The sequence below is a fragment of the Hydrocarboniphaga effusa AP103 genome, assembly GCF_000271305.1.
GTDB classification, from domain to species: domain Bacteria; phylum Pseudomonadota; class Gammaproteobacteria; order Nevskiales; family Nevskiaceae; genus Hydrocarboniphaga; species Hydrocarboniphaga effusa.
In genome coordinates, this window is sequence record NZ_AKGD01000003.1 from 441,582 (window position 1) to 455,062 (window position 13,481).

General features: G+C 66.0%; 13 protein-coding genes and 1 pseudogene. 4 read left to right on the top strand and 10 right to left on the bottom strand.

The annotated features are described in order from the left end of the window. Window positions 1–39: 39 nt before the first annotated feature. The 7 genes and pseudogenes from WQQ_RS18320 to WQQ_RS18350 all read right to left on the bottom strand — a co-directional run bounded on the left by WQQ_RS18320 (window position 40) and on the right by WQQ_RS18350 (window position 6,974). Entirely contained in the window at window positions 40–882 is an 843-nt protein-coding gene (locus tag WQQ_RS18320) for a ferritin-like domain-containing protein (protein ID WP_007186744.1), read from the bottom strand. 36 nt (window positions 883–918) lie between these two features. Next, entirely contained in the window at window positions 919–2,082 is a 1,164-nt protein-coding gene (locus WQQ_RS18325) for a ferritin family protein (RefSeq protein ID WP_007186745.1), read from the bottom strand. 133 nt (window positions 2,083–2,215) lie between these two features. Further along, entirely contained in the window at window positions 2,216–4,165 is a 1,950-nt protein-coding gene (locus WQQ_RS18330; protein ID WP_007186746.1) for an ATP-binding protein, read from the bottom strand. Continuing rightward, a pseudogene (locus WQQ_RS25305) lies at window positions 4,162–5,689 on the bottom strand (ATPase domain-containing protein). The gene WQQ_RS18330 and the pseudogene WQQ_RS25305 overlap by 4 nt, the downstream one beginning before the upstream one ends. A gap of 46 nt (window positions 5,690–5,735) precedes the next feature. Then, on the bottom strand, window positions 5,736–6,017 hold the full coding sequence (locus WQQ_RS24460) for a hypothetical protein (RefSeq protein WP_007186749.1): 282 nt from the start codon (window positions 6,015–6,017) through the stop codon (window positions 5,736–5,738). A 315-nt stretch (window positions 6,018–6,332) separates the two neighbouring features. Then, on the bottom strand, window positions 6,333–6,590 hold the full coding sequence (rpoZ, locus tag WQQ_RS18345; protein WP_007186750.1) for a DNA-directed RNA polymerase subunit omega: 258 nt from the start codon (window positions 6,588–6,590) through the stop codon (window positions 6,333–6,335). 201 nt (window positions 6,591–6,791) lie between these two features. After that, a complete protein-coding gene (locus tag WQQ_RS18350; protein ID WP_007186751.1) occupies window positions 6,792–6,974 on the bottom strand; it encodes a hypothetical protein in 183 nt (60 codons plus the stop codon). Window positions 6,975–7,091: 117 nt separating this feature from the next. Here WQQ_RS18350 and WQQ_RS18355 point away from each other — a divergent pair, with 117 nt between their 5' ends. From WQQ_RS18355 to WQQ_RS18365, 3 genes are all read left to right on the top strand, one after another. Further along, window positions 7,092–7,733, top strand: coding sequence for a hypothetical protein (locus tag WQQ_RS18355; protein ID WP_157534769.1), 642 nt, complete (start codon window positions 7,092–7,094; stop codon window positions 7,731–7,733). 3 nt (window positions 7,734–7,736) lie between these two features. Continuing rightward, complete coding sequence (locus WQQ_RS18360; protein ID WP_007186754.1) at window positions 7,737–8,324, top strand: nitroreductase family protein; 588 nt, start codon at window positions 7,737–7,739, stop codon at window positions 8,322–8,324. 112 nt (window positions 8,325–8,436) lie between these two features. Beyond that, window positions 8,437–8,865 carry an anti-virulence regulator CigR family protein gene (locus WQQ_RS18365; protein ID WP_007186755.1) on the top strand — a complete coding sequence of 143 codons (429 nt, stop codon included), beginning with the start codon at window positions 8,437–8,439 and terminating at the stop codon, window positions 8,863–8,865. Between the two features lie 87 nt (window positions 8,866–8,952). Here the strand turns inward: WQQ_RS18365 and WQQ_RS24465 are convergent, their stop codons facing one another. Next, on the bottom strand, window positions 8,953–9,096 hold the full coding sequence (locus tag WQQ_RS24465) for a hypothetical protein (RefSeq protein WP_007186756.1): 144 nt from the start codon (window positions 9,094–9,096) through the stop codon (window positions 8,953–8,955). 101 nt (window positions 9,097–9,197) lie between these two features. Beyond that, window positions 9,198–9,365 (bottom strand): hypothetical protein, encoded by a 168-nt coding sequence (locus WQQ_RS24470; protein WP_007186757.1) that lies wholly within the window; start codon window positions 9,363–9,365, stop codon window positions 9,198–9,200. A gap of 522 nt (window positions 9,366–9,887) precedes the next feature. Between WQQ_RS24470 and WQQ_RS18375 the strand changes: the two genes are divergently transcribed. Beyond that, entirely contained in the window at window positions 9,888–11,951 is a 2,064-nt protein-coding gene (locus WQQ_RS18375) for an amidohydrolase (protein WP_007186759.1), read from the top strand. Between the two features lie 190 nt (window positions 11,952–12,141). On the opposite strand, the gene WQQ_RS18380 is transcribed toward WQQ_RS18375, so the two are convergent. After that, window positions 12,142–13,278, bottom strand: a complete 1,137-nt coding sequence (locus WQQ_RS18380) for a hypothetical protein (RefSeq protein ID WP_007186760.1) — start codon at window positions 13,276–13,278, stop codon at window positions 12,142–12,144. Between the last annotated feature and the right edge of the window lie 203 nt (window positions 13,279–13,481).

Below are 13,481 nucleotides of genomic sequence, written 5' to 3' on the forward strand. Positions count from 1 at the left end.
ACGAGGCTGGCGCTCGGCTGATTTGGCGGTCGCGCCGCGTTAGACCGGTGCCGCCTTGACGCCGCGCGCGGGCCCGTTGCCGACCCTCGCGCCACCGGCTCCGTCGCCGTCCGACAGCACATCGGCCACCGAAGCGAGCAGGCTCGTCTCGCCGAGCACGCTGGCCGTGTGCCAGGCCTTGATGCGTGCGAGATGCGCTTCCTCCTGCGCGAGCGCGCCCGCGAACTGTTGCGCGAGATCGTCCTGCCCATAGTGCTGCGCGAGGTCGATCAGCAGTTCCCAGCCCGCGTTGTCGGCCAGCTCGGCGGTCAGCAGCGCATGCAGGCATTGCGTCGGCGTGGTGCGCGGATCGCTGAGCGCCTGCAGCAGGCCCATGCCCTCGGTGCCGACGAGATCGGCCGAGGGCGTCTGCGCGGTCGGGTCGCCGCCGAGACGTTCCATCGCCTCGACGAGCAACTGCGCGTGGCTGATCTCGTCGAGCCGGATCTGGCGCAGGCCTTCGATCATCGGCGTTGCATCGGCGGCATCGTCGCTGGCGTCGGCCAGCACTTCGCACTTGGTGATGATCTGGTCGTAGAGCCGGGTGCCGGCGCGTTCGAAGGCCAGGCGCTCGGCGATCTTGTCGAGCAGCACCTGCGCGCGATTGCCCTTGAGCGCCTGCAGGCCGGCCTTGGCCATGCCCTTGACGGTGCCGGGCGGCGGAATCGAGCCGAGCGCATCGGCATCGACGATGTACTCGCCGCGCAGCGCGGCCGCATCGGTGGCGGCGACCAGGCGCGGCTCGCGCAGGCTCGCGGGCACCGCGAGCTGCGCCTTGGAATCGATCGGAGAACTCTGGATGCCCGTGCGATTGGCCGGGCTCATGGATGTGGACAGCGTCATGGAATCACCTCGATTTGATCTGGGTTTGCGTCGCGCTCAGGCCGCCCTGCGGACCCCTTCGCCGCCGGGCTGCCAGTGGTAGCCCGCTGCCACGGCCTCGGTCGGCGAGCCCTGCGAATTGAGCTGGTCGCGATAGATCTGCGAGGCCTTGCCTTCTTCGTCGGGGCCGACGAACTCGCTGCCGAGCGCACGCAGGTCCACTTCGTTCGACAAGGTCTGGCGCACGAACTCGCGCTGGCTCGCGAACGGCACCGGGTCGGGCAATTTGTCGGTGATGATCTCCTGCGGATCGCGCTGCTCGTAGCGCTTGAACATTTCGGCGACGACCTGGAAGTGCCCGAGCTCGTAGTCGAGGAAGCGCTCCCACAGCGCCTTGATGCGCGGATTGGTTTCCTGCTGCACGCAGCTGTAATAGGTGTAGCACTCCATCGCTTCGTGCATGAGCCATTGCTCCATCCAGCTCTGCGTCGGATCGATGATCGATTCGTACTGCGTGATGTGCTGCTCCTCGATCGAGGCGATCTCGGCGTAGACCTGGCGCGCGAGCGGATCGGCGAACAGCGGGCCGATGTTCATGTAGTAATTGTGCGTCTGCTGCTCGGCCGACATGATCATCAGCGCATGCAGCTTGGTCAGCGGCGCGGCCGTGGCCTTGTCGAAGGGCTTGCGCAGCTCGTCCTGCGGGGCGCGATGCTGCACGATCGTCGGCCGGCCCGGCAGGATGTCGGTGTAGCACTGCAGGATGTTGTTCGCGTCCTTGCCTTCGAGCCGATCGAGCAGCGCCGAGTAGCGGTGCATGTGGTCGAAGTCTTCGAGCAGGCCGAAGCGGTAGACCTGCGCGAGATACGGGTCGGGCTCCTTCTGCGCGACCGCGGCGGTCACTTCGATCGCCACCTGTTCGTAGGCGATGGTGGTTTCGAGTGGAGAGTGATCGGCTCCGATCAGCCAGTTCACCATCGTCGCCTGGTGTTGTTCCACGCGGCGGATCGTGGCGAGTGGCAGTTGCAGATCGCGGTTCATGCGTGCGCACGCATGCGAAAAGCGATGCGCTTCGAGCTCGATGCCATTCTGCAGAATGATGTGCACGCGCGTGAACGCGTCGTCGTCGAGTTTGCTATTCGGCTTTTGAACCAGATCGCGCCAGGTGAATTTCTGGTTCGCGAGCGGGCAACCCTTGCTGTCGAATAAGGACAGTGACATGAGTGGTTCCTTCCTTGGAGGTGGGTCTTGCGGCCGCATCCGCGACCGCCGTCCAAGGCTGGGAGCAAGCGCCGTTCCCGGCTTGCGCCGGCTTTGGCTCAGCAGCTTTGACGTAGCGCGAGAGCGGGGCGCTCTACGGAGCCGGGACGAGCGGTGCCAGCACCGCCTTGAGCGCGTCGTAGGCGGCCGGCTTGACCAGATGGAAGTCGAAGCCCGCTTCCCTGGACCGGCGCTTGTCCTCATCCTGGCCCCAGCCCGTCAACGCCACCAGCACCACATCGTCGAACTCGGGCAGCGCACGAATCCGTCGCGCCACCGTATAGCCATCCAGATGAGGCATGCCGATGTCGAGGATGGCGACGGAGGGCTTGTCGGCCCGTAACGCGTCGAGCACTTCTTCGCCGTCGTTCACCACGCCACACACGCCGCCGAGCATCTGGATCAATTGCCTCAGCACCGCGGCCGCGTCTTCGTTGTCGTCGGCGACCAGTACGCGCAGGCCTCGCAACGAGAACGCCGACTCCGATTGTGGAAACGTCTTCGAGGAGCCGTCGATCGGTGTCAGCGGCAGGTGAACGATGAAACGGCTGCCGCAGCCGATGCCGTCGCTTTCGGCGACCACCGAGCCCTGGTGCTGCTCGACCAGCCGCTTGACCAGGGTCAGGCCGATGCCGAGCCCGCTCGACGGCTTCTGGCCGCCTTCGCGAATCTGCCTGAACATGTCGAAGACTTCGGTCAGCATCTCCTTGGCGATGCCGATGCCGTCGTCCTCGATCACGATGCGGGCCTGGCGATCGGCGATGTCGACACGGATCGCGATCTCGCCCGCCACGGGCGTGTATTTGGCGGCGTTGTTGAGCAGGTTGGCGAACACCTGCGCCAGGCGCAGCGGATCGGCCCGCATGCGAACCGGGTCCGGTGGCAGCTGGGTGCTCAGACGGTGCCTTCCCGCCGCGATCAAGGGCTGGCTGATCTCGATCGCGCTGCGGACGATCTGCCGCAGGTCGACGATCTGCTCGTCGAGATCGGTGGTGCCGCGGGCGATGCGCGAGACGTCCAGCAGGTCGTTGACGAGGCGCACCATGGTTTCAACCTGCCGCTCGATGATCTCGTGCAGGTTCTGCCTCGTCCCCGGCTGGGTTTCGCGCTTGAGGATGTCGAGCGCGGTGCGCACTGGCGCCAGCGGGTTGCGCAGCTCATGCGCGAGGATCGCGAGGAACTCGTCCTTGCGGCGATCCGATTCGCGCAGCGCCAATTCGGCGCGGCGCTGCTCGGTCAGGTCGAGAATGGCGGCCAGCGCGCCGCGCGGCTCGCCGCGCAGATTGCGCAGCGGCGTGGCCCACACCATCGCGTGGATCACGCTGTCGTCGATGCGCAGATCGACGTGCTCGGCGACCACGTTTTCTCCGCGCGCTGCCCGCGTCAGCGGATGACGCTCGAACGGCACTTCGGTGTCGCCATCGAACACCCGCACCCGACCGTCGAACTTTTCGCCGGTGCGCACGCGCAGCAGAGCATGGGCGCGGGCGTTTCCGGTGATACGGCTCGTCTCGGTGTCGGAGGTCATGACCACGCCGATCGGCAGGGTATCGAGCAGGGTGCGCACTTCCTCAACGGTCTCGCGGAGCTGGGTTTCGGTGCGTTCGCGCAGGACCAGATGCTCGCGGAGCTGGTATTGGCGCCTGCGCGCGCGAATCGCCGAACGCACCACGCTGACGAGCGTTGCGATTCGCGTGGGACGGTCGATGACGGTGACGTTGGAAAGCTGCTCGACCGCGCGTGTCAGTGTTTCGGAGTCCGATCCCGGACGCGCGAGCAGGATGATGGGTAGATCGGACCACGGTTCCTGCCGGGCCAGCCAGGCGGCCAGCAGGCCGGAATGATCGACGGCGTAGATCTCTTCGGCGATCAGCAGCGCCGCCACGTCGCGATCGAGTTCGGCGGACAGCTGTTCGAGGCCCGGACAGGGGGTGCAGGTGACGCCGGCGCGACCGAGAATTTGCTCGCTGAGCTGCGCATCGCGGCTGGTCGGCACGAGCAGCAGCAGGCGATCCTCGGCCTGCGTGCCGGAGCCGGGCTTCACCTGGAAGCCTCGTCCGGTGGGGTTTCGACCGGCACGCCGGTCAGGATGCCCCGGTAATGGCGCAAAGGCGGGCCGACATGGACGCCGTCGGCGCTCAGCCGGAAATCGCGGATCGAACGCTCATGCGTACCGCTTCGCTTCTTCATCACCGAAATCGCCTGGCGGACTTCGCCACGAGTTTCGTAGTAGCGCATCAGCACCGCGGTGTCGGCGAGATAGCTGGCATCGACCGGCGAGGTCATCTGGCTGCCGATCAGACCCTGGTGCGCACTGATCAGGATCGTGGCGACGCCCGCATGGCCGAGATAAGTCAGCAGCTCGTGCAGCTGGATCACCAGAAAGCGTTCTTCGGGCATCGCATTCAGATAGCCGTTGAGGCTGTCGATGACGATGACGCTGGCTTGGCGATTGTCGACCTCGTGGCGCAGCCGGTGGATGAACTCGCCGGGCGACATTTCGGCCGGATCGATCTGCTGGATCACTAGCCTGCCGGCCGAGACGTGGGATTGCAGGTCGAGACCCATTCCAATGCCGCGGGTCATGAAGGTCTTGACGCTCTCATCGAAGATGAACAGCGCGGCGTTCTCGCCTTTTTGCGCGGCCGCGCAGGCATAAACCGCGGCGAGAGACGACTTGCCGGTGCCCGGTGCGCCGATGATCAGCGTGCTGCTACCGCGATCGAGCCCGCCACCCAAGAGGGCGTCAAGCTGGGGAATGCCGCTCGCGATGCGCTCAAGGCGGGGCTCGACCTCGCGCTCGCTCGCGATCAGCCGAGGGAACACCAGCAGACCTCCACGCCGGATCAGGTAGTCGTGGTAGCCGCCACGGAACGCCATGCCGCGGTACTTGAGCACCATCAGCCGTCGGCGCTCGGCGCCGTATTGCGGCGCCAGCTGTTCGAGCCGGATCGCTCCGTGCGCAATGCTTTGTACTTTGTACCTGCACGTCATGATTCGCACTGGTCATGTCGTCGAGCATCAGGACCGTGCATTTGCGTCCGGTGAAGAACAGCTTGAGCGCGAGGATCTGGCGGCGATAGCGCAAGGCGGAGCCTGCCAGCAGCCGCAGTTCCGACAGCGAATCGAATACCACTCGGGCCGGGTTGATGCGCTGCACGTCTTCGAGGATCGCCTTGGTCGTCTCGCCGAGCTCGACCTCCGACGGATGGAACATGGTGTAGTGATCTTCGACCGTCAGGCTGTTGCCCGCGGGGTTCAGCTCCCGGATGGTGATGCCGTCGAGCGACCAGCCATGCGAAGCCGCGACGTCGCGCAGTTCCTCTTCGGTTTCCGACAGGGTGACGTAGAGCACCGGATCGCCATTGCGGACGCCCTCCTGCAGGAACTGCAGAGCCAGCGTGGTCTTGCCGGAGCCCGGCGCGCCTTCGAGCAGATAAAGACGATTCGGGGTAAAGCCCCCGCCGATGACCGCATCGAACCCCGGTATTCCGGTTTGGGCGAGGCGCGGGGCTGGTCGCCGGGCTGAATCGTCGAATCGGACATCGAGGCCTCCACCGGCTCCCATGAGCCGCTAGCATCCGCAATGGAATCAATGCGTTGCCGTTCCTGTATCAGGTGGTGAAGGCAACGATCTCGTATTGAAGCTCGACCACGCAGGCCGAGCCTTGAGCCACACCGCGGCACTTTATGAGACCGTGGCTGATTCCGTCGTGACTGCCGGCCGCGCGATCCGCCGCAGTGCTCAGATCAAAGCCGCCTCCGGCGCACTCCCGGGACGGGCACTGCAGTTCGAAGAACGCCTGCATGTCGCCGGTGTAGATCTGCTTGTACGGGGACAGCAGTGGCTTGCCGGCTTCGCCCTTGAACCGGAGCTCGAACACCAGCTCCCGCACTCGTGGGAATCGTTCGGAGATGGTTCTCGAGGCGGCGTAGCCGCGCTGGCGCCGCTCTCGTTGTTGAAGGTCGGTGACACGTGGTTTTAGCGCCATAACGGAAATGTCTCGGGGCAAACGATGGAAAGTGGACCGCGTGGGCTGCGCGATGGCCTCGACAGCCGACTCCGACCGGCTCACGCAGGCATGCCCGGTTGAAGTCCCGAGGCGAGCCGCAGATGCACCGCCGGTAGCGTGAGGGCGACGATTCGCCAGCCCACGCGGTCATGAGCCGATTGGCGCAGGTGACCGGGCATTACGCCCGGCGAAGCAAGGTCACAGCAGATTGTCCAGGGAGTCGAGTTCGAGCTTCGGCGCTTCGACGAGGGGAAGATCGGCTTGTCCGAGAATGGAGGCGTCGACGAGGCCGCGTGCGATTTCCTGAAGCGCCACCACGGTGGACTTGTGGTCTTCGAAAGGCAGTTGCGATGTTGCGCCGCGCGCAAGTTGCCGGGCGCGCTTGGCCGCGACCTGCGTGAGGGTGAAGGGGTTGGAGATGTGAAGCTGGCAGTCTTCGGTAGTGACGCGTGCCATGGGGTTCTCTGTCGAGCCGCAAAAGCACGGTGGAGCCACTATACGCTCAAACGTCGAAGCCCGAACATGATCGCTGCGAGGGGGCCTCAGCAGCGGCTGCGCGCACCATCCCGTTTTCGCCTGGGCGCGGAGCGCGGGGGGAAGGCGGTGCCGGAGCGGCGCTGTGCCCTCGATGCGGCCGATTCGCAGCCGGGTAGGGGCTTACTGGGGCGGTCCCGGGGCGTCGGTCGCGATGTCGGTCGCGCTTTCGGTGGGCAACTCGGAAGGCGTCCCTTCGTCTTCGGCCGTGCCGCGCGCGAGCTTCTTCAGGCGCTTCTCCTCCTGCTCCTTGGCCTTCTTCAGTTCGCGTTGACGCTTATCGAAACGGTAATTGGGCTTTGGCATGGAGTTCACGAAGCAAGGGCGCTCCAGTGTAGACCCAATGCGACATCACCGGGCCGACGCGGCGCCGCGACCGGCCACGCGTTACTCTGGCCTGCCACCACGGACGGACGCGTTTTCATGATCATTGCCCTCAGCCGCTTCAGGATCACTCTCGGTCGCCTGGGCGGGCGGGGCGCTCGCTTCGAGCGTGATCTGGGCCACCGTGATGCGCTTGGGGCGCGCCGGCCGTGGGTGGGGCGAAGCCTGCTGTGTCCGGGCCTGCTGCTGTGGTCGGCCTGCTGCAGCGCGCAGTCGCTGCCCCCGGCGCAGCCTGCGCAGCCGGCCGCCTCGCGGCTTGCCCGCTACGCTTTCGTGGCGCAGTCCGACACCGTGAAGGTGCTCGATGGCCCTGCGATTCCGTTCACGGCCGAAAGCGGCCCTGTGTTCGACATCACCAATCTGCATATCGTCGCGACGAAACAGGCCAACGGCGTGTTCGTGGAAACGCGCTTCACGGGCAGCCCGTACAAGCGCCACTCGGCCGAAAGCGGCACGCCGCTGGTGGTCACGCTCAAGTCCGGCGAGCGCACGCTGGCCGCGCTGTCGGCGATCGACTGGACTGTCACCTGCTTTCGCACCGATATCTTCGGCGCCAAGACGCTGCTGCCGGGCGTGGAATTCGAGCGCATCGAGGCGGTCGAAATCGCGCCGATGCAAGCCCTCGCGCGGGTTTGCGTGAGTCCGCCGGTGCATCGCGAACGCAAGAAGAAAGGAAGCTGAAACATGATCAAAGGCAGTGAAAAGCGGCAGGCGGATCACCCGGTCGAAGCGCTGTTCGTCGACCGCTGGTCTCCGCGTGCGATGTCGGGCGAGGCGCTCGACGAAAGCCAGCTCATGAGCCTGTTCGAAGCCGCGCGCTGGGCGCCCTCGGCCAACAACAACCAGCCCTGGCGCTTCGTGTACGCGCGCCGCGATACCGCGCACTGGCCGACGTTCCTGGGCTTGCTGGTGGACGCGAACCGCCTGTGGGCGGACAAGGCCGCGGCGCTGATCGTCATCGTCTCGAAGACCACCTTCGATCACAACGGCAAGCCTTCGCGCACGCATTCGTTCGACACGGGCGCGGCCTGGCAGAACCTGGCGCTGCAGGCCTCGCAGAGTGGGCTCGTCGCGCACGGCATGCAGGGCTTCGATTACGAGCGCGCGCAAACCGAGCTCGGCATTCCGCAGGAGTACGCGGTCGAGGCGATGGTGGCCGTCGGCAAGCCCGGCGCGATCGAAGACCTGCCCGAGAAGCTGCGCGAGCGTGAATCGCCGAGCCCGCGCCGGCCGGTGGAACAGATCGCCTGCGAGGGCGCGTTCCGGCTCTAGCACTGGCAGCGGATCGCGATCGGGTTCAGAGGCGGCCTGGGTAAAGCCGACGTACAGTTTTGCTTCAGCTTCGCGGTTCTAGCGTGCAGCGGCCTTTACCCGGAGAACGACCATGAATCGAGCCAATCACTGGATCGCCGTCATCGCCAGCGCAAGCCTGCTGGCGAGCGCAGCCGCGTTCGCGGACCCGCCCGAAGGCAAGGGCAAATCGAAAGGCAAGGGGCATGGCAAAAGCCATGGGTCGCAGTCGTATGGCGACGATGCGCTGGTGCATGTCTCGGTGAATTTCTCGGACGCGCGCCGGCTCGCGGTCGATCACGGCTATACCGGCTACGCCTCGCTGCCTCCGGGCATTCGCAAGAACCTCGCGCGTGGCAAGCCGCTGCCTCCGGGCATCGCCAAGAAAGTGGTGCCGGGCCCGATGCTGCAGGGGCTCCCGCGCTACGACGGCTACGAATGGCGCGTCTACGGCGCCGACCTGATCCTCGTGCAGGTGGCCACGGCGGTGATCGCCGAGGTGCTGATCGACGTGTTCAGCTGAGCGCGCAATCGTGGACAACAGAAAACCCCGCCGCGGCGGGGTTTTTGTTGTCTGCTCGATATCCCTCGAACGCCCGGAGGGCAGCGCCTAGAGCGGCTTGGGGTTGCCCGTGCTGCTGGGCGGCCGGCCGTCGGATTTCACGGGCTTGAACTCCTTCTTGCCGCCCGATCGCTGGGCATCCTGCTCGCGCGCGGTGCGCTTTCTCGCGCTGCCGGGGTTGTCTTCTGCCATGGTTAGCTCCTGCGGATGAGTCGCTAGCACCCTACGCCGGGCCCCGGTCCGTGCGCTGAAGCAAAAGGACGCGGCCGCCGCGTCGGCCGCCTCGGACGCGATCAGCTGCGCCTGGGATTTGGAGGCCGCCCCTGGGCCTTGAGCGGATGGTGATCGACGATGCGCGCAAGCTCCCGCCGCGCGGCGCGAATCTGCTCGAGGGTCGATTTCATCTGCACGCGCTGCTGGTACAGCTTCTCCAGTTCCGCTCGTATGGGCTCATCCGACATGGCGTTCTCGCGTCGACAGGCACCTGCATGACTACGGCGCGGGTTCGCTTCGGGATGCATCCGCCCCGCCGATCACTGTCATTTCTTACAGGTGACAGTCCGGTCGGGTCTGTTAGCTTCGACGTCCGAGAAGAAGGGTAGGAGCGAGCGCCGCCGAGTACGGCGCATCTGCTCGGAAAGCCGGCCGATCCGGCCGATTCGAGCGAATGGCTTCGGCGCATTGGGAGATGCGCCACCTGTCGTGAACCTGTAGCCGACCCGGCGAATCGTTTTGCAACGCCAGCCGAGCGCATTCGCGTCGACCACGCGAGTGCCGGCGTATCGCGGTGCGCAGCTCGGGGCTACGCAGCGTGGATTCCAGCAACCGAGATCGGCATGTCCCGTCCGGCATGCCGCGGAGTCGTGCGCCCGGCAGCAGCCACAGCCCGAAGTGGGAGGCCTTCGGAAGTGGATCGCGGGGCGGCAGGCAAGGTCGCGGAAAAAAGCTTCCGCGCCAATCGTTGTCCAACCCAGGAGGGAATCATGAGAACAGCAATTCGCCGGCTGATCGGCGTGGGCGTCATCGCGGCTGCGGCTGCGGTCGTGCTGGGCAGTGCGGGCTGCGGCAGCTCGGGAGGAGCGGCGCAGGGCGGCAGTCCCGATGCGGGCGAGGCAGGCAATGCCTCGGTGATCTTCTTCAACGCCAACGTCATCACGCTGGACCCGAGCCAGCCGATCGCGCAGGCGATCGCCGTCCGAAACGGGCTGATCACGCTCGTCGGCAGCAACGAGGCGGTGAAGGCGCAGGCCGGCGTCGGCACGCGGCGCATCAATGCCGACGGGCAGACGATCCTGCCGGGCTTCATCGACCCGCATTCGCATATGTCCGGCTATGCGTACTACAACGACCCCGACAACTGGCTCGATGTCTCGAGCATCAACATCCTGTTCAAGCCCGCGCCGGACGATGCGCGCTGCGCCGCACCCAAGGATCCGCAGCAGTGCTTCATTCCGGTGACCAGCCACGACGAGGTGATCGCGCGGATCAAGGCCAAGGTCGAGGAGCGGCGGCAGCAAAAGCGAACCGACCCGGTCATGGCGTTCAACTACGACCCGTCGCGCCTCGGCCGCGGGCCGAGTTGTCCGAACCTCAACGGCCTGGGCTTCGACTGCCCCAACTTCGAAGACGGCAGCGCCCGCCAGCAGCTCGACGCCATCGCCCAGGACATGCCGATCTACGTCACCAGCGAGTCGGGGCACATTTCGTACGTCAACTCGCAGGCGCTGGCGATGCTCAACATCTGCCCACCGGACAACCAGTCGCAACCGCTGCAGTGCCACCAGCCGACCACCAACATCAAGCAGGAGAAGGCGCTGGCTCTGATGGGGCAGCTCGACGAGGACCTGTCGCTGTACGCCACCTCGTATTTCGAAGGCCAGCTGCTGAGCCGGCCGGGCAACGAAACGCTCGCGCTCGACCTGCTCAACAAGGGCGCGCACATCTACGCGCAGCACGGTTACACGCTGGTGCAGGACGGCGCGGTCAGTGCGGGTGTCATGAAGATCTACAAGGCCGCGATGGCGGTGCCCGAGCGCTTTCCGGTCGCGGTCGCGCTGGTGGCCTATGACGCCAACAGCGCCAACTTCCAGGACACCATCAACGCCGGCCTCGAAGGACGCAAGCTGTTCGGCGACAGCGATCCGCTGGCCTCGGTCGCCGCGCTCAAGAGCTTCAGCGACGGTTCGGCGCAGGGCTACACGGCGGACCTGCTGCAGCCGTACCAGCAGTGGTATGCGCCGTTCAAGGATCCGCTGCTGTTCCAGCAGCCTTACACCGGCTTGCCGGATCTGAGCACGGCGCAGATCGCCGAGCGCCTGAAGGCCTCGCACGCCAACGGCTTCCCGATGGTCATTCACCAGATCGGCGATGCGGCCATCCAGAGCGCCATCGACGCGCTGCTGGCGACCAAGGCGTCCCGGCCGCCGGGCAGCACGCGCGACGTCGTGCTGCACGCGCCGATGATCAGCGGCGAGAACCTGGACGTGCTGCAGGCCCTGGGCACCACGGTGGTCAGTGAGATGTCGCCCAACGTCTACTACTACTCGCTGCCCGAATGCCAGCAGGTGCTCGGTCCGGCGCGCACCTGGCAGATCTATCCGTCGCGCGAAGTGCTGCAGAAAACCGGCAGCCTCACGCTGCATAGCGATTCGCCGGTGACGCCGCCGTATCCGCTGTTCGAAATCTGGGCCGCGGTCACGCGCAAATCGCAGCAGCCGGCCTGGTATCCGAACCGCGATACCTCGAAGTGTCCGACCGTGATGATCGACAGGACCGACCCGGTCAATGGCGACCAGCGCATCGAGCTGCTCGACGGCATCAAGGCCTTCACCACGTATGCGGCCCAGCAGTACGGCATGGAGAGCGTTCGCGGCTCGATCACGGCCGGCAAGTACGCCGACCTCGTGCTGCTGTCCGAAAGCCCGCTGTCGGCGGAAGTGATCGCCGACCCGGACCTGCTGAGCCGCATCCGCGTGATCGGCACGGCGCGCTACGGCAAGTACTTCCCGAACCCGAACGCGGATCAGCCGCCGGTCTGGCCGAAGTGAGTTAAAGGCTGCAGCGGCCGGAGCTTTCGCCGCGCCGCTGCAGCGACTTTGCCGAGCTGCGCTGCTCGCGCGGAGGCAGGATGGAGCGCCGCGAGCGGAACAAGACCGAGGCGGCGTAATCATCGACTCTCGGGCGCCGGCGGAGAGAGAGGGATTCGACCCCCCGGAACCTGGAGTTCCAGCGATTTCCTTACTGCGCCGGCGAGGCGCTCGCCTGCGCTTCGAGCTTGGTCTGCAGGGCCTGGAATTCGGCGATGCGACCGTCGCCGTCGATGTCCTTGAGCACGTCGCGCCAGACGTAGCTGTTGGCCTGCGTCTGCTTGATCAGCGCGTTGACGCCGCGAGCGCAGGTGAGGTTGTTCGGTTGCTCGGCGAGGCAGCGCTTGTACTGCATGTAGGCCAGGCGGCGATAGTCGTCGATGTCGTACCAGTAGCTGTACGAATCGAATTCCTTGAAGTCGTAGTAGGTCTTGTCCTTGTAGCGCTTGGGCGGCTGCCAGCCGAGTTCGGCTTCGCGCTCGTAGGCGGCGACGATGCCGTTGACGATGGCGTTGTCGTAGGCCTGCAGAATCAGCGTCTGCGGCTGCTTGCCGAGCAGCTTGTCCACGCCCGGCGCGGCCTTGTTGCCGTCCTCGTAGATGCGGCCGAGCCAGTAGCAGGTGCCACCGCAATGCGCATCGCAGCCGGCCTTGGCGATCGCGAAGCCCTTTGCCGGGTCCTTGGGCTCGCCGTAGACGAGCGTGCGCGCGAGCTCGCTGGAGACCTCGCACATGCGGCGGTTCTGCAGCGGATCGCTGCCCTGGACCCAGGGCTGGTCCGCCCGCGCGGCGATGTCCGCGTAGCGGCTCAGCAGCGTGCCGGCCTGGATCGCCGCATCGATCTCGCTGCGCAGCGCCGCGCCTTGCTCGGGCGTCACCGAGGCGTTGGCGTAGACCTGCACGTCGGTGCGGTAGTTGGACGGAATCACCGCGTGCGCGGTGGATTCCTGCAGGTTCATGAAGCGCGTGCGGTCCCACTCGTTGACGCTGTCGCGCGTCGCCTCCACGCGGGCCCGGAATGCCGCCTGCTCCTGCGCTTCTTCGGCCTGACGACGCTCGATCATGCCCTGCATTTGCGAGCCGACCGCGTTGATCGAGCCGTAAGTGTCGGCCGGCCCGCCGGGCTTGCAGGCGACATAGTCGGAATTGCGGGCGTCGCCGTCGGAGTAGCGGCCTTTCTTCGAGTCGGTGTTGAGGCAGTTTTCGGCCAGCGCCTGGCCGCAGCTCAATAGGGCCAGCACGAAGGCGGCGGTGCGCAGCGCTGGACGGGAAGCGGCGGAAAGGAGCATCGGCGAAACTCGGCAGGCAGGATCGGTATCGCCGATATGGCGACAGCTCATGCTAGGCGGCCGATCGGCAGCGAAGCTGCCCCCTGTTCAGGGGGGCGAGGATGCCGACTCCCGCTGGCAGCGGTGGCGGGCTGATCGGCGCGTCAACGTAAAGCAGGCATGAGCGAAGACGGGATCCCGTGCACGAAGCCAAGCGGCTCTTC

Excerpts from the sequence above, each read along its gene's own strand:
- WQQ_RS18320 (WP_007186744.1), bottom strand. The coding sequence starts at position 882 with ATGACGCTGTCCACATCCATGAGCCCGGCCAATCGCACGGGCATCCAG.
- WQQ_RS18325 (WP_007186745.1), bottom strand. The coding sequence starts at position 2,082 with ATGTCACTGTCCTTATTCGACAGCAAGGGTTGCCCGCTCGCGAACCAG.
- rpoZ (WP_007186750.1), bottom strand. The coding sequence starts at position 6,590 with ATGGCACGCGTCACTACCGAAGACTGCCAGCTTCACATCTCCAACCCC.
- WQQ_RS18350 (WP_007186751.1), bottom strand. The coding sequence starts at position 6,974 with ATGCCAAAGCCCAATTACCGTTTCGATAAGCGTCAACGCGAACTGAAG.
- WQQ_RS18355 (WP_157534769.1), top strand. The coding sequence starts at position 7,092 with ATGATCATTGCCCTCAGCCGCTTCAGGATCACTCTCGGTCGCCTGGGC.
- WQQ_RS18360 (WP_007186754.1), top strand. The coding sequence starts at position 7,737 with ATGATCAAAGGCAGTGAAAAGCGGCAGGCGGATCACCCGGTCGAAGCG.
- WQQ_RS18365 (WP_007186755.1), top strand. The coding sequence starts at position 8,437 with ATGAATCGAGCCAATCACTGGATCGCCGTCATCGCCAGCGCAAGCCTG.
- WQQ_RS24465 (WP_007186756.1), bottom strand. The coding sequence starts at position 9,096 with ATGGCAGAAGACAACCCCGGCAGCGCGAGAAAGCGCACCGCGCGCGAG.
- WQQ_RS24470 (WP_007186757.1), bottom strand. The coding sequence starts at position 9,365 with ATGTCGGATGAGCCCATACGAGCGGAACTGGAGAAGCTGTACCAGCAG.
- WQQ_RS18375 (WP_007186759.1), top strand. The coding sequence starts at position 9,888 with ATGAGAACAGCAATTCGCCGGCTGATCGGCGTGGGCGTCATCGCGGCT.
- WQQ_RS18380 (WP_007186760.1), bottom strand. The coding sequence starts at position 13,278 with ATGCTCCTTTCCGCCGCTTCCCGTCCAGCGCTGCGCACCGCCGCCTTC.